Genomic DNA, 18,804 nt, shown 5'->3' with positions numbered 1-18,804 from the left:
GAGGAGCACACCGCATGACGTCTCTGATGGCACGGTTCAGACGCCTGTGCGCCGCCCGCATTGCCGTAGCCGCCCTTGCCTGCATGCTGGCGGGCGGCAACCTGGCACGGGCGGATACGCCGCGCCTGCCCGGCTTCATCCATGATGGCACGCTGACGGTCTGCACCAACCCTACCCTGCCCCCCATGACATTCGTAAACGGCACCGACATGAAGGCGGTGGACGGCATCGACATGGATATCGCCCACGCTCTGGCGGCCTACTGGCATGTGACGCTGGCCATCACGACCATGGATTTTACCGGCCTGTTCCCCAGCCTTGCGGCAGGACGCTGCGGGCTGGTGGCGAGTGGCATCATCCAACTGCCGCAACGTGAACGCAACTTTGATGCCGTGGCCTATCAGGATACGGCGCTGGTCATCGTGGCACGCGCGGGTACCCGCCCGCTGGGCGGCATGGCGGAACTGTCGGGCCGGAAAGTGGCCGTGCAGGCCGGCACCAGCTACAGCGCGCGCCTGGCACAGGAAAACGCGGCGCTGGTGGCGGCAGGCCACGCACCGATGATCATACAGCAATACCCCACCGAGGAAGAGGTGGTGCAGCAGGTGCTGATCGGGCGCGCCTTCGCGCTGGCCAGTCAGGATGTGGAACTAGCCTACCGGCGCGAACAGTTGCACGGCAGGGTGGGCGTGATCTTTACGCCCCCTTACCCCGAATACCGGCATTTCGCGCTTTACATCCGCAAGGATGCGCATGACAGGGCGCTGCTCGAACACGCCATTGCCATCCTGCGCGATAACGGGCAGATGGCCGCGATTGCGCAAAAATGGGCCATAACGCCCGATGCCACGCAGGCACTGGGCGGCAGCGCGCCCGCTCCGGCCTTTCGCTGGGGCACTTTTTTTGGCGCCCTGACTTCAGCCGCCTTCATGCGCGGGGCCTTCATCACGCTGGCCGTGGCCGTACTGTCACATCTGACCGCCATCATCATCTCGATCCCCATGGCGCTGGTGCTGAACGGACGGGAGTCCTTGCTCAGAACAGGGGTCACGGCGTATGTCGCCCTCTTTCGCGGCGCACCGACCCTGCTGCAACTGCTGTTCATCTGGAACGCGCTGCCGCAGTTCCTGCCGTTTTTCCGCGAGGCATGGTTCACGCCCTTCCTGGCCACATGGCTGGCGCTTTCAATCAATGAATCCGCCTATCAGGTTGAAATCAACCGCGCGGCACTCGCGGCAATCGACCCCGCCCAGGCGCTGGCAGGCGATGCGCTGGGCCTGTCACGCGGGCAGGTCTATCGCCATGTCATCTTTCCGCAGGCGCTGCGCATCGCCCTGCCGCCTACCATCAACGCGTTCATCAGCCTGCTCAAGACCACCTCGCTGGCCTCTGTCATTTCCGTGCAGGAACTGCTGGCGGTTACCCAGATTCAGGTTGCGCGCACATTTGAATTTACCGAGTATTATGCTGCGGCGCTGGTTTACTATCTGGCCATGGTCTTCTTTTTCCTGCTGGTGCAAAAACGCGTCGAGCGCCGTTTTGCATGGGCTGACCAGTACGGGGCAGGCACGCATGCATCCTGAACCAGACACCGTGCTGTCGATCCGCAACCTGAGCAGGCTGTACAAGGATTTCATCGCCCTTGACCGCATCAGCCTTGACGTGAAGCGCGGCGAGAAGGTGGTGGTGCTCGGGCCATCGGGCTCGGGCAAGTCAACGCTGATCCGCTGCCTCAACCGCATCGAATCCCATGACAGCGGCTCGCTGCACATCAATGGCCAGCCCATTACCGCAAGGACCGACCTGACCCGGCTGCGCGCCCTCGTGGGGCTGGTATTTCAGGACTATAACCTGTTCCCGCATCTCTGCGTGCTCGACAACTGCACGCTGGCCCCGCGCCTTGTGCGCAAAATGCCGCGCGCGCAGGCGGAAGCGCTGGCCATGCGCTTTTTGCAGCAGGTCAATATTGCCGGGCAGGCGGGCAAATACCCCATCCAGCTTTCTGGCGGGCAGCAGCAGCGCGTGGCCATTGCGCGCGCGCTGTGCATGCAGCCCGAGATCATGCTGTTTGACGAACCGACCGCCGCCCTCGACCCCGAAGCCGTGTCCGGCGTGGCCACGATCATGAACGACCTTGCAGCACAGGGCATCACCACGCTGTGCGTCACGCATGAAATGCGCTTTGCGCGCCATGTTGCCGATCGGATCGTATTCATGGATCAGGGCCAGATCATGGAAATCACGCCACCCGAACAGTTCTTTACCAACCCGCAGACAACCCGGGCACGGGACTTCCTGAACCAGATGATTGGCTGAAATAATAAAAGTTTTTGGTGAAGCTTTTTTCAAAAAGCTTTCAAGAACGCCGCCTTTTTGAAAAAAGGCGGCACCCAAAAACTTTTATCATTCAGGAATTCTCCCCGTATTGGCTTTTCAAGCCCCATGAAAAAAGGAGCCTTGCGGCTCCCTTTCCCATAACGACTGGACAGGTCTTATGACCAGCGCCAGTTCCTGATTTCGGGCAGGTCCTGCCCATACTGCGCCACATAGCGCGTGTGCTCGACCAGCTTGTCGCTGATCGCCTCGTTGGCGTAGGCCGCCTTTTCGGCCAGGCCCGGCACGCGACGGATCACGTTCTGCACCAAGTGGAAGCGGTCGAGGTTGTTGCGCACCGTCATGTCGAACGGCGTGGTGGTGGAGCCTTCCTCGCGGTAGCCATGCACATGGAAGTTGCGGCAGTTGGTGCGCTTGTAGATCAGCTTGTGGATCAGCGCCGGATAGCCGTGGAAGGCGAAGATGACCGGCTTGTCGGTGGTGAACAGGCTGTCGAACACATAATCTTCCAGCCCGTCAGGGTGCTGGCTGCGCGATTCAAGCGTAAGCAGGTCCACCACGTTGATGACGCGTATCTTGAGGTCCGGCAGGTGCTTGTTGAGCAACTGCACGGCCGCCAGCGTTTCGATGGTCGGCACGTCGCCTGCGCAGGCCATGACCACATCGGGCTCGCCGCCCTTGTCGTTGCTGGCCCATTCCCAGATGCCAATGCCCTTGGCGCAGTGCGCGATGGCGGAGTCCATGTCCAGCCATTGCGGCTCGGGCTGCTTGCCCGCCACGATCACGTTCACCCGGTCGCGGCTTTCAAGGCAGGCCCTGGCCGTGCACAGCAGGGTGTTGGCATCAGGCGGCAGGAACACCCGCACCGTCTTGGCCTTCTTGTTCAGCACATGGTCAATGAAGCCGGGGTCCTGGTGGCTGAAGCCGTTATGGTCCTGCCGCCACACATGCGAGGTGAGCAGGTAGTTCAGCGATGCGATGGGCGCACGCCATGCAACCTCATCCGCCTGCTTGATCCACTTGGCATGCTGGTTGACCATGGAATCCACAATGTGGATGAACGCCTCATAACACGACAGGAAGCCGTGCCGCCCGGTCAGCAGGTAGCCTTCCAGCCAGCCCTGGCAGGTATGCTCGCTCAGGATTTCCATCACATGGCCATCAACGCCCAGATGGTCATCGTAATCGAAGGTCTCGGCATTCCAGGCGCGGTTGGTCACGTCCAGCACCGCGTTGAGGCGGTTGGAGTTGTTTTCATCCGGCGCCAGCACGCGGAAGTTACGCGCGGGCAGGTTTTCCTTCATCACATCGCGCAGCCACGTGCCCAGCACGCGCGTGCCCTCGCCCAGCGCATGACCGGGCGATTCCACCGTTACGGCATAATCCGTCACATCCGGCAGGCGCAGGTCGCGGCGCAGCAGGCCGCCATTGGCGTGCGGGTTCGCACTCATACGCAGCTCGCCCTTGGGGGCAAGGGCTGCGATTTCGGGCATCAGGGTGCCGTTTTCGTCAAACAGCTCTTCCGGCTTGTAGCTGTGCAGCCATTCATCGAGCAGCTTGAGGTGGGCGGGGTTGGTCATGTCGGTAATGGGCACCTGATGGGCGCGCCAGTACCCCTCCGTGCGCAGGCCGTCCACCGTCTTGGGGCAGGTCCAGCCCTTGGGGGTGCGCATGATGATCATGGGCCAGGCCGGGCGCGTGGTGTCGTTCTTTTCGCGCGCGGCTTTCTGGATCTGGGCAATCTTCGCAAAGGCCGTGTCCATCGCCACGGCCATCTTCTGGTGCATGATGTCCGGGTCGTGGCCTTCCACCACGATCGGCTCATAGCCGTAGCCCTTGAACAGGCTCACCAGTTCATCGGGCGAGATGCGGGCCAGCACCGTGGGGTTGGCGATCTTGTAGCCATTGAGGTGCAGGATCGGCAGCACCGCGCCATCGGTCTTGGGGTCAAGGAACTTGTTGCTGTGCCATGACGTGGCCATCGGCCCGGTCTCGGCCTCGCCATCGCCCACCACGCAGGCCACGACCAGATCGGGGTTGTCGAACGCCGCGCCATAGGCGTGCGAGAGCGAATAGCCCAGTTCGCCGCCTTCGTTGATCGAACCCGGCGTGGTGGGCGCTGCGTGACTGGGAATGCCACCGGGGAAGGAGAACTGCTTGACCAGCCGGGCCAGCCCGTCCGCATCCTGCGTCACTTCGGGGAAGTATTCGCTGTACGTGCCTTCAAGGTAGGTGCTGGCCACCACGCCGGGCGCCCCGTGGCCCGGGCCTGCCACGAACAGGATGCTGCGATCCTGTTCGCGGATGATGCGGTTGAGGTGCAGGTACAGGAAGTTCAGCCCCGGCGTGGTGCCCCAGTGCCCCAGCAGGCGCGGCTTGGTGTGCTCGAGCTTGAGCGGCTCGCGCAGCAGCGGATTGGCCAGCAGGTAGATCTGGGCAATCGACAGGTAGTTGGCTGCGTGCCACCATTTGTTGAACAGCGCGACATCCGCTGTGGAAAGCGGGGTTGCGGATGGGGTTTCACTCATTTCCGTTCCTTCCAGAATGGTCCAGTCCTGCCCGGCGCTCAGCCCAGACATATCAGCACGTGGCGGCGGATTGTCGTTTCCTCGTCGGTGGGGATCACCCGCACCTCCACGGCGCTATCGGGCGTGCTGATGATTTCGTGGTGCGCGGCATTGGCCGCCGCATCGAGTTTGATGCCCGCCCAGCCCATCCGCGCGCATACGGCAGCGCGGATGATGGCGTCATGCTCGCCAATGCCTGCGGTGAACACCAGCCCGTCCAGCCCCTGCAGCGCCGCCATCATGCCACCCGCCTGCTGGGCAAAGCGGTAGACAAACAGGTCGAGCGCCTGTGTCACCTCGGCGCTGACGCCCGCCTTGGTGTGCAGGTCGCGCATATCGGCCGAAACGCCGGATACGCCGAGCAGGCCGGAGCGGTGATAGAGGATGTTCTCGATCTCGGCTGGCCCCAGCCCTTCTTCCTTGAGCATGTACAGGATCACGCCGGGGTCGAGATGCCCGCACCTTGTGCCCATGACCAGCCCGTCCAGCACCGAAAAGCCCATGGTGGTGTCAATGCTGCGCCCGGCCTGGAGCGCGCACAGGCTGCCACCGCTGCCAATATGGGCGACAAGCGTGCGCCCGTTGGCCAGATGCGGCGCGCGCGCGCGCAGGGCGGAGGCGATATATTCATATGACAGGCCATGAAACCCGTAGCGCCGCACGCCGCGCGCCGCATAGTCACGCGGCAGGGCCTGCGCCTGCGCCACGGCAGGCAAGGTATGGTGAAAGCCGGTATCGAAACACGCCACCTGCGGCAGGTCGGGATATTGGGCCAGCAGCGCACGGATGGGGGCGAGGCTGCCGGGCTGGTGCAGGGGGGCAAACGGCGTCAGCGCCGCGAGCCGCGCCAGCACATCGGGCGTAATGCGCACGGGGGCGATGAAGTCAGGCCCGCCATGCACCACCCGGTGCCCCACGGCCATGAGGTCCACGTTGCCAAGCTGTTTGCCCACCCATTCCATGAGGGTGGCCATGGGACCGAGATGGGCCTTGTCGAGATTCGCGCCATCGGCGGTGGGGGCCCATGTTTCATCCACCAGCACGCGACCGGTCGCATCATGGGCGACAAAATGGGGGTGGCTGCCGATTCCCTCAAGCTCGCCCGAGGCGATGCGATGGCTTGGTGCGGCCGCCGTCTCGCCTTTTTCAATGGCGAAGAGGGCAAATTTCAGGCTGGATGAACCTGCGTTGAGTGCGAGCACCGCCCGTGTCATGCCTCTCTCCCTGCTGCTTGCCAAGAACCGGCAGCATGTCACGCCTATCTGCCGGGCCTGACATTGATGCGAATCAATTGGCCGCACCCAGCCTAACCCAAAGCAGGCACGAGAACAGCCATCGCGCCACATGGCGCCTGCGCGCCACGCAGGAGGCCCAATGGCCAAGGAAGGTAAAAGTTTTTCCTGACCGAAGCAGAATCAGGGAAAGACGCCGGATAAAAGGCCATAAAAGTTTCCGGGTGCAGCCTGTTTTCAAAAAGGCTGCATTCTTCAAAGCTTTTTGAAAAAAGCTTCACCAAAAACTTTTTCCCGGCAGGCCGTGTCAGCCAAAGCGCCGGGACAGAACGGCCTTGGCCGCCGTGCGCGCAAGCCCCGCATCACGCCCCACCTGGATCAGGGCCGGAATCTGGAACGGGTTGCACATGATGCTGCGGGCCAGTGCACCCACCGCAAGGCTGCCATCAGGCCGCAGCGCCACCACGGCGGCAGGCGGCAGGGTGCGGTCCGCGGGGTCGCACACCACGCGCAACACGGCGAAGGGCACCTTGCGGGCAGCGGCCATTTCCGCCACCACGCCGCTTTCCATGTCCAGCGCCACGCAGCCCGTCTCCCGGTACAGCGCCATCTTGCGGGCGGCAGCGGTCACGATCACATCGCTATGCAGCAGGTCACCGCCCACCACATCCGCCCGTTCGCTCCCCAGCCATGCCAGCAGCGCGGGGGCCACGGGCAGGCGCTCGCCATTGACCAGCACGTTATGCGGCACGACCACGGCACCGGGCTGAAGCGCCGGGTCAAGCCCCGCCGCCAGCCCGAAGGAGAGCAGCGCGTCCACACCGCCCTCAAGCAGGTCAAGCACCGCCTGCCGCGCGCCAGACAGGGTCGCGCCACTCAGGCCAAAACGGGCATGGGGCAGGAAGGGACGGATGAGGGCGGCTTCCGCCTCCATGCCCACCACGATGCCCAACCGGGAAAACGGAGAAACTGCTGCGCTACCGGACATATTGATGGATCTCCCTGCCATTATCACAAGCCATGGTCGGCCCAGCCAGCCTGCACGCGACGCGCGACCTGCCCCGGCAGTACACGACACGACCACAAACCCTGATCACACCAACACCCGGCTGAAGCCAATCGTGCCGTAAGATGGCCGCCCCTCTTTCCCCCGCTCCGTGCGGGAAAGAGGGACAACACCGCCCTGGCCGTCATGGCCATTATACGTCGCGGCCCGCGTGCGGGCGGCGCAGGCCGGTCGCACATATATCGCGCCTCATCCCGGTCGGCCCGGCGTGCCCTTGCGGGCATGCACCGCGCGCGCTGCCGCAGCGCCCGAGCGGATCGCGCCCTCGATGGTGGCGGGCAGGCCCGTGGCGGTCCAGTCCCCTGCCAGCAACAGGTTGGGCACCATGGTGTGCGTGCCGGGGCGCAGGCGATCCTGCGCGGGCGTTGCGGCAAAGGTGGCCCGCTTTTCCCGCACGATGCGCAGCGGCGGCATGGCCACCGGCAGCGGCGCCGTGGCCGCCGGATCGATGGCGGCGCGCACCTCGTTCCAGATCAGCGGGGCCAGTTCATCCAGATCACGGTCGGCATAGCGGTTGGCGGCGCTGACCGTGACCGACAGGATGCGGTCCTTGGCAAACACCCACTCACTGATGCCCCCCACAACCCCGATAAAATGCGCCTGCGCCAGCCCACCGGTCAGCACCGGGGCCTGCGGCAGCAGGAAATGCACGTTCAGGATCGCCTCGAACGCGTCCGGCGCACCAAACCCCGGCAGGTCCGCCAGCAGGCCGGAGGCCACCGGGGCGGGCACGGCCATGATGACCGTATCATCGGGGCTGATTTCAATGCGTTCCGCACCCAGCAGCAGCGCCGTAACCGGGCCGCCGCGAGTGAATTCCACCCCGCTGACCCGGCTGCCCGTGCGCACCCGCGCCCTGAGCACGGCCAGATGGGCAAGGGCGGGGTCCACAAAACTTTCCGAAAGGCCAATGGCGGGGAAACGCGGCAGGCAGTTGCGCCCGCCACGGGCCAGGCTTTCCTTCACCACGGCGCCAAGCAGGGCGGCGCTGCCGGTATCGGGCATGGTGTTGAGCACCGATATGGCGAATGGCTCGAGCAGGCGGCGCGAGAGGCTGCCCGCAGGCAGGCAGTCCGCCACCACCATGTCGGGCGTGGCCTCCATCAGCGCCAGCAGGCCACGCAGTTCGGCCAGCCGCATGCCCGGCACGCGCCTGCGCTTTGACAGCACCCATAGCGGCACCCGCCCACGCGAGAGGCCAAGCGTCCAGCGCAGCCGGTCGGCCAGGTCAATGAACGGAAAGACCGGGTGCTTCGGCCCCACCAGCGTATCCTGCGCCCCGATCAGGCCCAGATAGCGGTAAACCGCCGGGTTGCCCGACAGCAGCAGGTGGTTGCCATTGTCGATGCGGCAGTCGAGATGCCGGTCATGATACGAGCGCGCCCGCCCGCCACAGGCAGGTCCGGCCTCGTACACCGTGACCTGCTCGCTGCCACCCGCCAGTTCGACTGCGGCGGACAGGCCGGCAAGGCCCCCGCCAATGATATGGACATGCCCCGCCATGGCCTCAGCCCGCCAGCGCGCGCAGCGCGATCAGCACCTTGCGCGGACGTGAGAGCGACACGCGCTTTTCTGGCGTACCCCAGCCCTGCCGCTCCTGCGCGCCAAGAATGGCGGCATAGGTCGCCCCCATCAGCCGCGCGGGCCGCATGGCCGTGCGGTCGCACTGCGCCATGGCGGCTGCCGCCGCACGGAAATGGTCATGCGCACGCGCCGCCAGAATGCGCCCCACCTGCTCGAGCCGGGAGGCATGCACCACCGCCGATGGCTTTGGCGTGATGTCAAAACGCTCAAGCAGGTCACGCGGCAGGTAGAGGCGGCCAAGGCGGGCATCCTCGGCCACGTCGCGCAGGATGTTGGTGATCTGCAACGCGCGGCCCAGATGATAGGCCACCTGGTCGGCCGCGGGCGAGGAATCGCCAAACACCCGCACCGAAAGCCGCCCCACGGCGGAGGCCACGCGGTCGCAATACTGGTCGAATGTCGCCTCGTCGGGGGCGACGACGGGACCGCGCGCATCCATCTCCATGCCGTCGATCACGTCATTGAAGTCCTGCTGGCGCAGGTCGAAACGGCGGATGGTGGCCATGAGCACGCGGTCGATGCCATCGCGCGCCTCACCGCCGTAGAGCCGGGCTATGCGGGCGCGCCATTCCTCGAGCCTGCGGCTCTTGTCCTCCGCCTCGCCCTCGTCATCGGCCACGTCATCGACAAGGCGGCAGAAGGCATAGACGGCATACATGCCATATCGCCGGTCGGGCGGCAGGATACGCATGCCCTTGCCAAAGGACGTGCCCGACCGCACCACGATCTGCTCGACCTCGGCGAGGTCGGCAGCATCACAGCCCAATACCGGCGCCTCATCATGCCGCGCGCGCAAAAAACCCATTCCCGCGTGTTCCGTTCACTTTTACGAATTAACAGTTGCGCCTGTTCTTAGCGGCAATCACCCCCAAGGACAAAATCACGCCTGATCAGACCAGCGTTCGCACCGCCCCCGCAAGGGCTGCGAGCACATCCCCGCGTGACAGCTTGACCCGGCCCGCCACCGGGTCTTCCCCGCGCAGCCGCGTGGCCAGCCGCTTTGACAGCCCCACGATCACGGCCGCCTCCATGCGCATGCGCCTATCACGGATCAGGCCGGGCAGCAGGGAGGCGCGGCGGTTGAGTTCATCCACCCGGTCAAGCAACTGGTTGAACACCCGGCGCAGGCCGGGGCTGGCGTGGCGGCCACGCAGGTCATCAATGCTGGCCCCCGCCTGCGCAAGCCACGGGCGCGGCAGGTAGCAACGGTCGAGATTGCGCAGGTCATCGGCGCAGTCCTGCAGGTGGTTGAGCACCTGCAACGCCGTGCACAGCGCATCCGACGGGCCGAACGTGCCCGCATCCTCACCATGCAGTTCAAGCAGGAAGCGACCCACGGGGTTGGCGGAATAGCGGCAGTATTCCTCCAGTTCCTCCCACGAATCGTAGCGGTTCTTCACCGCATCCTGCCGGAACGCCACGATCAGGTCGGTCGCCGTGGTGGCGGGCACGCCTGTCTCGCGCAGCGTCTGGCCCATGCGCACCGCCGTCTGGGCATCAGCGCGGTGGGGGGCGAGGCGCTTGCCGAGCACCACCTCCTCCATCGCGTCGAGGCGGGCGATCTTGGCGGGTGCATCAAGCTGGTCGGTATCGACGATATCATCGATCACGCGGGCGAAATCATAATAGGCATGCACATGCGGGCGCAGCCTGCGGCTGATCAGCAGGGAACCTACGGGAAAGTTTTCATCCCCGGCATCCTTGCCCGACGAGACATCCGCGCTGCCCCATACATCCTGCTCATCCGTGTTCACCCTACGTCATCCCCCATGGTGCGGTTCATTACCGTAGCAGTACCCTCGCCGCGCATATGTGTCGAGATCGCGCCATCGGGTTCGGTATAGGCGCGACTTTTCCAGACCACGCCCCGCCCCCGATGGTGGTCGAGCGCCGAGCCGATGGTGGCCAGCGTATAGAACCCCGCAATGACCGGCAGCAACACCGCCCAGGCAGGTGACTGGCCAAACCGGCGCAGCGTGGGCGTGTAGGATGCCATGGACAGCACCCATGCGCCCGCGCCAAGCGCGCAGGGCAGCCCGTGGGTGAACAGCGCAAGCTGGAGCGGCAGCATCCATACCAGCACCATGCCCAGCACGGTGCCCACGAGCAGGAGCGGCGAATAGCCAAGCTGCACATAGGCCGTGCGCGCCACCATGCGCCAGATGTCGGACGGGTGCGGATAGGGCCGGATGGAGCGCGCCAGGCAGCTATGGCCCAGATAGATCCGCCCCCCGCTATGCTTGACGTGGGCGGCCAGCGTGCAGTCATCGATCAGCGCGCCGCGCAGGCTCTCGATGCCGCCAATGCGCGCCAAAGCGCTCCAGCGCACCAGCACCGTGCCGCCTGCTGCCCCCGCCACCCTGCTGCGCGGGTTGTTCACGCTGGCAAACGGATAGAGCAGGGCAAAAAAGAAAACGAAGGCCGGCACCAGCATGCGCTCGGCGGGGCTGGCGCAGTTGAGCTCCACCATCTCCGATACCTGATCGAGCCCATCTGCCTGCGCCTTGGCCACCAGGGTCGAGACATGGCGCGGGTCGTGGGTGATGTCGGCATCGGTCAGCAGCACGAAACCGCTGGAATCAGGGGCGAGTTCACGCGCGCGCGCCACACCCTGGGCCACGGCCCACAGCTTGCCGCTCCACCCTGCAGGCCGCGCCTTGCCGGTCACCACGCTCAGCCGCCGGTGCGGGTCGGGCACCGCGCGCGCCAGCCGCCCGGTGCCATCGGTGCTGTTGTCATCAACCAGCACGACGCGAAGCGTGCCGGGATAATCCTGTGCCAGCAGCGAGCCGATGCACGCCGCGACCGATGCCGCCTCGTCACGCGCGGGCACCACCACGCACACATCGGGGCAGGTAGCGGCATCAAGCTGCTGGCCTGAAACGGGAGCAAGCACCGGCCCCGCCTGCCAGAAGCGGCCATGACAGAAAATAAGCCCGAGCCAGATGACAAGTGTCAGAATGGAAAGGGGAAGCACAAGCATGACAGGCTGCTCAATCCAGCATGCCGTGCTGGCGGAACCAGTCGATCGCGTCCGTCACTGCCTCACGCGCGGGGCGCGGGGCGTAGCCGAGTTCACGGATCGCCTTGTCCGACGAGAAGAACATCTTCTTGTGCGACATGGCCAGCATCTCGCGCGTGACGCGGGGCGCAATGCCAAAGGCACGCGACAGCCATTCACTCGCCACCGCCACCGGCCAGATCACCGCCTGCGGCAGGCTGATGCGCGGCGGCGCCACGCCCGCGATCTCGGCAGTCATGGCGAACAGGTCGCGCAGCAGGTAGTTCTGCCCGCCCAGGATGTATTTCTCACCAATGCGCCCGCGCTCGAGTGCGAGGGCATGGCCCTCGGCCACATCATCCACATGTACGATGTTCACGCCAGTATCGACATAGGCGGGCATGCGGCCCGCCGCGCAGTCGAGAATCATCTGCCCGGTGGGCGTGGGCTTGATGTCGCGCGGGCCGACGGGCGTGGAGGGGTTCACGATCACGGCAGGCAGCGCGCGCTCATGCACCAGGCGCAGCACTTCCTGCTCGGCGCGGTATTTGGAGCGCTTGTAGATGCCGATCACGCCATGTTCATGCACCGGCGTTTCCTCATCGGAGATGGTGCCATCGCCAATCAGCCCCAGCGCCGCGACCGAGGAGCAGTACACGATCCGCTCGACCCCCGCCTTCTGCGCCGCCAGCATCAGGCTACGCGTGCCCTCCACGTTGGCCACCATCATCGGCACCGGGTCGGGCACCCACAGCCGGTAATCCGCCGCGACATGGAACACGTAGCGGCACCCCTTCACGGCCGCATCAAAGCTTTCGGGGGTGGATAGATCGCCTTCCACCAGCTCGGCGGGCAGATCGCGCAGGTTGGTCAGGTCGCTGCCTTTGCGCACCATGAGCCTGAGCGTGTGGCCACGCTCCACCAGATTGCGGGCAACGGCCGAGCCGACAAAACCGGTCGCACCGGTTACAAGGGTTGGGGCAGTCATGGTCTGAACGATCACTCCGTCAGGGGACAGAATTCACGATTGCGATACGGACTCGCAACCGGCGGGCGTTCCATTTATCCCGACACCTCCCGGTGGCGCCAGACCCTGCTGTAGTGTAAGTCAGGCAAAACCAGCCACGGCGGCATCAATTTTCCCGGTGTCCTGACGCCAACAGACCAAGACGGATCTTTTTTGAGAAAGCTCACAATCCTGCTGGCCCTCCTCGGCCTGGCCCTGCTGACTGGCTGCACCGCCTGGTTCGGGGCCGGATCGGTGATGAAGGCCATCGTCTCCATCGGGGCAGTCGGGTTCATGGCGACCGTGGTGGCACAGCTTGCAGTCGACGCAATACTGGGTCTTGCCTGGCACGCGGCTTGCCGGGACATTCCCTTCGTGCAACTGGTGGTGTCGCGCATGATCCGCGATGCCGCCGCGTCGTGCCTGCCGTTTTCGCAGCTTGGCGGCATGGTGCTGGGCATCCGCGCCACCTGCTCGAGCGACCTGTTCGCGCGGCGCGGCAAGGGCCGCCCGGTCGATGGCAGCGAGGCGGCCTGCGCCAACCTTGTCGACATCACCACCGAGGTGATGGGCCAGATCCTGTTCATCCTGACCGCCGTGCTGTGCCTCGTGGCCCACCAGCAGTCCAGCCCGTTCGCGCGCCCGGTCATCATCGGCCTCGTGCTGCTGACCATGGGCATTGCAGGCTTTGTCTATACCCAGCGCCGGGGTGGCGACCTGCTCAAGCGCGCGGGCAAAATGCTCGGCCACAACATGGCCGCCCAGTGGCAGGACGCGATGCTGAGCAGCGCTGACAGCATACAGGAGCGTTTCGACGCCATCTGGTCGCATCCGCGCCGCATCATGGAGGGCGCGCTGCTGCATTACGTGGGCTGGCTGGGCAGTGCCGCCACGATCTGGGTGGCCTACTACTTCCTCGGCGCACATCTGAGCTTTGGGGGCGCGGTTGCGATCGAGGGCGTTGCATGTGGCATCATGTCCGTCTCGTTCCTCGTGCCCGCGGGCCTTGGCGTGCAGGAGGCGGCCTACATCACCCTTGGCTCGGCCTTTGGCATTGCACCTTCCATCTCGCTCGGCCTGTCGCTGCTGCGGCGCGGGCGGGAACTGGTCATCGGCATTCCCATGCTGCTGTTGTGGCAGGCCATGGAAATGCGCGCCCTGCGCCACAAGGCCCCCGCGCAGCCGGAAGAAGCCACCGCCACCGTGCCCGCGCGCGAGCCTGCCAAGCCCCCGCAGGACTGACCGCGCCCCCTTTTGTCACACCCCATAGCCAGACAGACCGCCCCATGACGGACAAGCCCGCCCCCCTGTTCGATACGCTGGTCATTATCGGCCCCGGCCTGATTGGCTCCTCCATCCTGCGCCGCGCGCATGAGGACCGGCGCATCGCGCGCAGGCTGGTTGCGTGCGACATCAGCCCTGCCGTGCGTGCCCGCGTGGTGGAGCTAGGCATTGCCGATGCAGTCGAGGCCGACCCGGCAGCAGCCGTGCGTGATGCGGATTGCGTGATCATCTGCGTGCCGGTGGGCGCGATCGCCATGGTGGCGGCCCAGGTGCTGCCCGCCATGAAAAAGGGCGCGATCCTTAGTGAGGTCGGCTCGGTCAAGGTGACGGTGATGGAGGCCATGGCCCCTCTGCTGGCGGCCTATCCCGATATTGCCTTTGTGCCCGCGCACCCGATGGCGGGCACGGAGTTCTCCGGCCCCGATGCCGGTTTCGCCACACTGTTCGAGGACCGGTGGTGCCTGCTCACGCCGCCCGTGGGCACGCCAGAATCAGCCCTCGCCCGCGTCACGACCCTGTGGGAGATGATGGGCGCCCGCGTGCGCGACATGACGGTGGAGCACCATGACCGGGTCTGCGCCATTGTCAGCCACCTGCCGCACCTGCTGGCCTTTACCATTTGCGGCACGGCGGATGACCTGGCCGATGAAACGCGCTCGGAAGTGCTGGATTTCGCGGCCTCGGGCTTTCGTGACTTCACGCGCATTGCGGCATCGGACCCCACGATGTGGCGCGACATCTTTCTGAACAACCGCGAGGCGCTGCTCGACATGCTCGACCGCTTCATTGCCGATGCGCAGGCCATGGGCCAGGCCATCCGCACCGGTAATGAGGATGTGATTGTCAGCCGCATCCAGCGCGGACGCGCCATCCGCCGCAGCCTGATCGAGAACCGGCAGGCCTGAAAACCCTTTGATAATAAAAAGATAAAAGTTTTTGGTGAAGCTTTTTCCAAAAAGCTTCTAAAGGACGCCGCCTTTTTTCAAAAAGGCGGCACCCAAAAACTTCTGTTCAGGTCAGCGTAGCCACGCGCAGCGTATTGGTGCTGCCCGCCACCCCGAAAGGCAGCCCCGCCACGATCACCACCGCATCGCCAGCCGTGCCATAGCCATCGCCCTTTGCCACGGCCAGCGCCTGGTCCACCACGCTCTCGACGGTATGGACCGGGGTTTCCTGCCCGACCGAGATCGCCTGCACGCCCCACGCCACCGCCAGCCTGCGGGCAATCTCGTCATTGGGGGCCAGGCCAAGAATGGGGCAGGAAGGCCGCTCGCGCGCAATGCGCAGCGCCGTGCGGCCCGACAGGGTGAAGGCCACGATGGCGGCGGCATCAACCGTGGCCGCCACCTGCCGGGTGGCCGCGGCAATCGCGCCCGCAATGGCGTGGTCCGGCTCGGGGCTGGAGGTTTCCATCTGGCGGCGCCAGACTTCATCCTCCTCAACCCGGCGCACGATGCGGTCCATGATCGCCACCGCCTCGCGCGGGTAAGAGCCTACCGCCGTCTCGGCCGAGAGCATGACCGCATCGGCACCATCGAACACCGCCGTCGCCACGTCGGAGGCTTCGGCGCGGGTGGGGGTAGGCGCGTGGATCATGCTCTCGAGCATCTGGGTCGCCACCACCACGGGGCGGCCAAGCTGGCGGGCCATGCGGATGATGCGCTTTTGCGCCAGCGGCACGCGCTCGGGCGGCAGTTCCACCCCAAGGTCGCCACGCGCCACCATCACCGCATCCGACAGGGTGATGATCTCGTGCAGGTTGTCCATCGCCTGCGGCTTCTCGAGCTTGGTCATGATCCAGGCCCGGCCATCGGCCAGCGCACGGGCCTCACGCACATCCTCGGGCCGCTGCACGAACGACAGGCCGACATATTCAATGCCCAGATCAAGTGCGAAGGCCATGTCCACCCGGTCCTTGTCGGTCAGGGCGGGAATGGGTAGCACCACATCGGGCACGTTCACGCCCTTGTGGTCGGATAGCGGGCCGCCGACCACCACTTCGGTCAGGAGGAAGTCGGGGCCACGCTCGCACACGCGCAGCGCCAGCTTGCCATCATCAAGCAGCAGCGTGCTGCCCTCCTGCGCTGCCGCGATGATTTCGGGGTGGGGCAGGCTCACGCGCGTTTCGTTGCCGGGCGCCCCGTCGAGGTCGAGCCGAAAGGGCGCGCCCGGTGTCAGCTGCACCCTTCCATTGGCAAAAGTGCCCACCCGCAGCTTGGGGCCCTGCACATCGGCCAGGATGCCGATGGGGCGGCCAAGCTCGGCCTCCACATCCCGAATGACCGCGTGGCGGGCGGCGTGATCCTCGTGCGTGCCGTGGGAGAAATTGAGCCGGAAGACATCCACCCCCGCCACGGCCAGCGCGCGGATTGTGGCATGGTCGGTCGTGGCCGGGCCGAGGGTCGAGACGATCTTGGTCCGGCGCATGGCACGATAGGGTGTATCCGGCATTTTTTTCTCCGCCTGTTCACGTCATTTTTCAGGAGGGGGCTATGACCTCCTGCGGCAACAGCCCCCACATGGCGCTGCGCTCGATCCAGCCACTGTACTGCTTGACCGAGACCTTGCACCACGGCGTGCCCTCCTGGCACTGGCGCAGCGTGCCCACCACGCCGGGGCGCAGCACGGCCACCACGGCGGATGACGTGTTGGCATCCGCATGCAGCATGACCGCGCCCTTGATGTCCGCCGCATCGGCCACATCCATCACATGGCCCACGATGCGGGTATCGGCCCGGCCAATCACGTCGGTTTCCTTGGCGGTGGGCTGGCCCGCCTGCTGGGCATCACCCTGGGGGGGCAGTCCCGGTATGACAAACGTGCGGGTTCCCACCAGGGTTGCCTGATGGACCCAGCCCTTCTGCCCGTCCGAATCCTCGACAAGGCGCCACACATCGAACTCGCGCTCGATTTTTACCGGCAGGCCCCGACGGTGGTACACCCAGTCAATGGGGTAGCGCTGCCCCGGCCCGGTGCGCAGGTTGACCTCATCGGCGCGGAAGGCGGCAAAGCGCGGCAGGGGCAGGCCGGTCACGCTGCCCTTGGTGTTGTCAACAGGCGCGAGTGCTGATGCATCAGGCGCGGCTGCGGGCGGCGGGGCGGCGGGCGGATGGGCGGCACTGGCCGCAACCCCTGCTCCTGCCACGGCGCCTGCCCCCACACCGGCGGCCACCGCTGCCGCATGGTGATGGTGGCCTGCCGCATGCGCGGTTTTCTCAGCCTTTTTTTCCGCCGTTTTTGCGGCCTTGGCACCATGCACATGGGCATGGCCAAGACTGCTGGCAGCCTTGTCCGTCGCCGCGTGGGCGTGATGGTGGCCCGCCGCCATCGCGGCCCGTACCGGCCCCGCCTCAATGGCCAGAACGGCCACGCAGGCCGCCAGATACCCCCACCGCCGGGTGCCACGCGACGGGGAGCTGCTGGCCGCCCGCGCAAGGAATTCATGCCGCACGCACTGCGCCATCGTGTTCTTCAATCCTTAAAGGGTTATGATCTGCCGCCCCCGGGCGGCTTCGAGAAAGGTGGGAATACCGGCCACCTGCACGCCATCGAGCAGCAACCCGGGCGCAAGATCGCACAGCTTCAGCGCGGCCTCGCACACCATGAGCGTCGCATCAAGTTCCATCACGGCTTCGCGCAGCGTGTCCATGCCCGCGACCCCCCGCGCGCGCACGCCCGCATCATCCGCCGCATCATGCAGGCCGCGCCAGTCGCGCGCCAGCGCATGCACGCCCCGCCCCGCCGCAAAGAGGGTGACCGGGCGGCCAATGGCCAGCGCGCCTGCCGCCACCACAAAGGCGTAATGGGCACGGGCATAGGCGCCATCATAGAGCAGGATGGCCAGCGCCCCGTCATCGCGCATCATGGTGCAGCCCCCTCGGGCACGCTGCACAAAGCGGGTGCCGGAGAATGATGGGCCGAGAGGTCATGAATGGTGGGGTGCGCGCCACACAGGGCGCAGGCAGGATCGGGCGGCAGGGTGATGGTGTGAAAGCGCATGGCCAGCGCATCCCATACCAGCAGGCGACCGGACAGGCTCTCGCCAATACCGAGGATTTCCTTCAGCGCCTCGGTGGCCTGAAGCGTGCCCATGACCCCGGTCACGGCGCCGAACACGCCTGCCTCGGCGCATGACGGCACGGTGCCCGCGGGCGGGGCGGCAGGGTAGAGGCAGCGATAGCACGGCCCGCCAGGGCGGAAGGTGGAAAGCTGCCCCTCAAAACGCAGCACGGCGGCGGAAATGAGCGTGCGCCCTTCCAGCGCGCAGGCATCGGCCACGAGGTAGCGAGTGGCAAAATTGTCGCTGCCATCGCACACCAGGTCGTAACCGCGCACCAAGGCGCGGGCGTTGTCAGCCGCGAGCCGCACGTTATGACAATCCACCTGTGTTCCCGGATTGATCGCGCGCATGGCGCATGCTGCCGACTCGACCTTGGGCTGGCCGACCCGGTCGGTCACATGCGCGATCTGACGTTGCAGGTTCGACAGTTCCACCACGTCATCATCGACCAGCCCGATGCGGCCCACGCCTGCCGCAGCCAGGTAAAGGGCCACGGGCGAGCCCAGCCCGCCCGCGCCAATGACCAGAACACTGGCGTTTTTCAACGCTTCCTGCCCCGTGCCGCCCACCTCGGGCAGGAGGATGTGGCGCGCGTAGCGCTGGATCTCTTCGTCGGAAAAATTCATTCCTCTCTCCTGCCCCGCCCGTTGCCGCACCCATGGCGGATACA

17 protein-coding genes are annotated in these 18,804 nt (G+C 65.7%); 4 read left to right on the top strand and 13 right to left on the bottom strand.

Translation table 11 applies throughout. From position 1 onward, the window contains the following. Positions 1 to 14 precede the first annotated feature (14 nt). Positions 15 to 1,583, top strand: coding sequence for an ABC transporter substrate-binding protein/permease (locus QEG70_RS05980; protein ID WP_308719813.1), 1,569 nt, complete (start codon positions 15 to 17; stop codon positions 1,581 to 1,583). Continuing rightward, complete coding sequence (locus QEG70_RS05975; RefSeq protein WP_308719812.1) at positions 1,573 to 2,316, top strand: amino acid ABC transporter ATP-binding protein; 744 nt, start codon at positions 1,573 to 1,575, stop codon at positions 2,314 to 2,316. The genes QEG70_RS05980 and QEG70_RS05975 overlap by 11 nt, the downstream gene beginning before the upstream one ends. A gap of 176 nt (positions 2,317 to 2,492) precedes the next feature. On the opposite strand, the gene QEG70_RS05970 is transcribed toward QEG70_RS05975, so the two are convergent. The 9 genes from QEG70_RS05970 to hpnA all read right to left on the bottom strand — a co-directional run bounded on the left by QEG70_RS05970 (position 2,493) and on the right by hpnA (position 12,772). Further along, complete coding sequence (locus tag QEG70_RS05970; protein WP_308719811.1) at positions 2,493 to 4,862, bottom strand: phosphoketolase family protein; 2,370 nt, start codon at positions 4,860 to 4,862, stop codon at positions 2,493 to 2,495. Positions 4,863 to 4,900: 38 nt separating this feature from the next. After that, positions 4,901 to 6,115: an acetate/propionate family kinase gene (locus tag QEG70_RS05965; RefSeq protein ID WP_308719810.1), complete on the bottom strand. Its 1,215-nt coding sequence runs from the start codon at positions 6,113 to 6,115 to the stop codon at positions 4,901 to 4,903. A 92-nt stretch (positions 6,116 to 6,207) separates the two neighbouring features. Continuing rightward, complete coding sequence (locus QEG70_RS05960) at positions 6,208 to 6,414, bottom strand: hypothetical protein (RefSeq protein WP_308719809.1); 207 nt, start codon at positions 6,412 to 6,414, stop codon at positions 6,208 to 6,210. 26 nt (positions 6,415 to 6,440) lie between these two features. Next, a complete protein-coding gene (locus QEG70_RS05955; RefSeq protein WP_308719808.1) occupies positions 6,441 to 7,121 on the bottom strand; it encodes a phosphorylase family protein in 681 nt (226 codons plus the stop codon). Between the two features lie 267 nt (positions 7,122 to 7,388). After that, on the bottom strand, positions 7,389 to 8,702 hold the full coding sequence (hpnE, locus tag QEG70_RS05950) for a hydroxysqualene dehydroxylase HpnE (protein WP_308719807.1): 1,314 nt from the start codon (positions 8,700 to 8,702) through the stop codon (positions 7,389 to 7,391). A 4-nt stretch (positions 8,703 to 8,706) separates the two neighbouring features. Continuing rightward, positions 8,707 to 9,588 carry a presqualene diphosphate synthase HpnD gene (gene hpnD, locus QEG70_RS05945; RefSeq protein WP_308719806.1) on the bottom strand — a complete coding sequence of 294 codons (882 nt, stop codon included), beginning with the start codon at positions 9,586 to 9,588 and terminating at the stop codon, positions 8,707 to 8,709. An 85-nt stretch (positions 9,589 to 9,673) separates the two neighbouring features. Then, the gene (hpnC, locus tag QEG70_RS05940; protein ID WP_308719805.1) at positions 9,674 to 10,537 is read right to left on the bottom strand and encodes a squalene synthase HpnC; all 864 of its coding nucleotides are present in this window, start codon (positions 10,535 to 10,537) and stop codon (positions 9,674 to 9,676) included. Next, positions 10,534 to 11,766, bottom strand: a complete 1,233-nt coding sequence (locus tag QEG70_RS05935) for a glycosyltransferase (RefSeq protein ID WP_308719804.1) — start codon at positions 11,764 to 11,766, stop codon at positions 10,534 to 10,536. The genes hpnC and QEG70_RS05935 overlap by 4 nt, the downstream gene beginning before the upstream one ends. 10 nt (positions 11,767 to 11,776) lie before the next feature. Further along, on the bottom strand, positions 11,777 to 12,772 hold the full coding sequence (gene hpnA, locus QEG70_RS05930) for a hopanoid-associated sugar epimerase (RefSeq protein ID WP_078525480.1): 996 nt from the start codon (positions 12,770 to 12,772) through the stop codon (positions 11,777 to 11,779). A 192-nt stretch (positions 12,773 to 12,964) separates the two neighbouring features. Between hpnA and QEG70_RS05925 the strand changes: the two genes are divergently transcribed. Both QEG70_RS05925 and QEG70_RS05920 read left to right on the top strand, forming a co-directional pair. After that, the gene (locus tag QEG70_RS05925) at positions 12,965 to 14,032 is read left to right on the top strand and encodes a lysylphosphatidylglycerol synthase domain-containing protein (RefSeq protein ID WP_308719803.1); all 1,068 of its coding nucleotides are present in this window, start codon (positions 12,965 to 12,967) and stop codon (positions 14,030 to 14,032) included. Positions 14,033 to 14,076: 44 nt separating this feature from the next. Then, on the top strand, positions 14,077 to 14,979 hold the full coding sequence (locus tag QEG70_RS05920) for a prephenate dehydrogenase/arogenate dehydrogenase family protein (protein WP_308719802.1): 903 nt from the start codon (positions 14,077 to 14,079) through the stop codon (positions 14,977 to 14,979). A 106-nt stretch (positions 14,980 to 15,085) separates the two neighbouring features. Here QEG70_RS05920 and pyk read toward each other — a convergent pair whose 3' ends face one another. Genes pyk through QEG70_RS05900 form a run of 4 tightly spaced genes read right to left on the bottom strand, consistent with a single transcriptional unit; the run spans position 15,086 to position 18,760 of the window. Then, a complete protein-coding gene (gene pyk / locus QEG70_RS05915; protein WP_308719801.1) occupies positions 15,086 to 16,525 on the bottom strand; it encodes a pyruvate kinase in 1,440 nt (479 codons plus the stop codon). A 28-nt stretch (positions 16,526 to 16,553) separates the two neighbouring features. Beyond that, positions 16,554 to 17,537 (bottom strand): SH3 domain-containing protein, encoded by a 984-nt coding sequence (locus QEG70_RS05910; RefSeq protein WP_308719800.1) that lies wholly within the window; start codon positions 17,535 to 17,537, stop codon positions 16,554 to 16,556. Between the two features lie 15 nt (positions 17,538 to 17,552). Continuing rightward, the gene (locus tag QEG70_RS05905) at positions 17,553 to 17,939 is read right to left on the bottom strand and encodes a DsrE family protein (protein ID WP_308719799.1); all 387 of its coding nucleotides are present in this window, start codon (positions 17,937 to 17,939) and stop codon (positions 17,553 to 17,555) included. Continuing rightward, positions 17,936 to 18,760 (bottom strand): HesA/MoeB/ThiF family protein, encoded by an 825-nt coding sequence (locus tag QEG70_RS05900; protein ID WP_308719798.1) that lies wholly within the window; start codon positions 18,758 to 18,760, stop codon positions 17,936 to 17,938. The genes QEG70_RS05905 and QEG70_RS05900 overlap by 4 nt, the downstream gene beginning before the upstream one ends. Positions 18,761 to 18,804: the final 44 nt, after the last annotated feature.

It is taken from the genome of Komagataeibacter xylinus (genome assembly GCF_031081985.1).
Taxonomy (GTDB): domain Bacteria; phylum Pseudomonadota; class Alphaproteobacteria; order Acetobacterales; family Acetobacteraceae; genus Komagataeibacter; species Komagataeibacter xylinus_E.
Note: the sequence above shows the minus strand (reverse complement) of the source record. Positions and strands in the feature narration are given on the sequence as shown.

Coding starts and splice junctions, on each gene's coding strand:
- QEG70_RS05980 (WP_308719813.1), top strand. CDS start 15: ATGACGTCTCTGATGGCACGGTTCAGACGCCTGTGCGCCGCCCGCATT.
- QEG70_RS05975 (WP_308719812.1), top strand. CDS start 1,573: ATGCATCCTGAACCAGACACCGTGCTGTCGATCCGCAACCTGAGCAGG.
- QEG70_RS05970 (WP_308719811.1), bottom strand. CDS start 4,862: ATGAGTGAAACCCCATCCGCAACCCCGCTTTCCACAGCGGATGTCGCG.
- QEG70_RS05965 (WP_308719810.1), bottom strand. CDS start 6,115: ATGACACGGGCGGTGCTCGCACTCAACGCAGGTTCATCCAGCCTGAAA.
- QEG70_RS05955 (WP_308719808.1), bottom strand. CDS start 7,121: ATGTCCGGTAGCGCAGCAGTTTCTCCGTTTTCCCGGTTGGGCATCGTG.
- hpnE (WP_308719807.1), bottom strand. CDS start 8,702: ATGGCGGGGCATGTCCATATCATTGGCGGGGGCCTTGCCGGCCTGTCC.
- hpnD (WP_308719806.1), bottom strand. CDS start 9,588: ATGGGTTTTTTGCGCGCGCGGCATGATGAGGCGCCGGTATTGGGCTGT.
- QEG70_RS05935 (WP_308719804.1), bottom strand. CDS start 11,766: ATGCTTGTGCTTCCCCTTTCCATTCTGACACTTGTCATCTGGCTCGGG.
- hpnA (WP_078525480.1), bottom strand. CDS start 12,772: ATGACTGCCCCAACCCTTGTAACCGGTGCGACCGGTTTTGTCGGCTCG.
- QEG70_RS05920 (WP_308719802.1), top strand. CDS start 14,077: ATGACGGACAAGCCCGCCCCCCTGTTCGATACGCTGGTCATTATCGGC.
- pyk (WP_308719801.1), bottom strand. CDS start 16,525: ATGCCGGATACACCCTATCGTGCCATGCGCCGGACCAAGATCGTCTCG.
- QEG70_RS05910 (WP_308719800.1), bottom strand. CDS start 17,537: ATGGCGCAGTGCGTGCGGCATGAATTCCTTGCGCGGGCGGCCAGCAGC.
- QEG70_RS05905 (WP_308719799.1), bottom strand. CDS start 17,939: ATGATGCGCGATGACGGGGCGCTGGCCATCCTGCTCTATGATGGCGCC.
- QEG70_RS05900 (WP_308719798.1), bottom strand. CDS start 18,760: ATGAATTTTTCCGACGAAGAGATCCAGCGCTACGCGCGCCACATCCTC.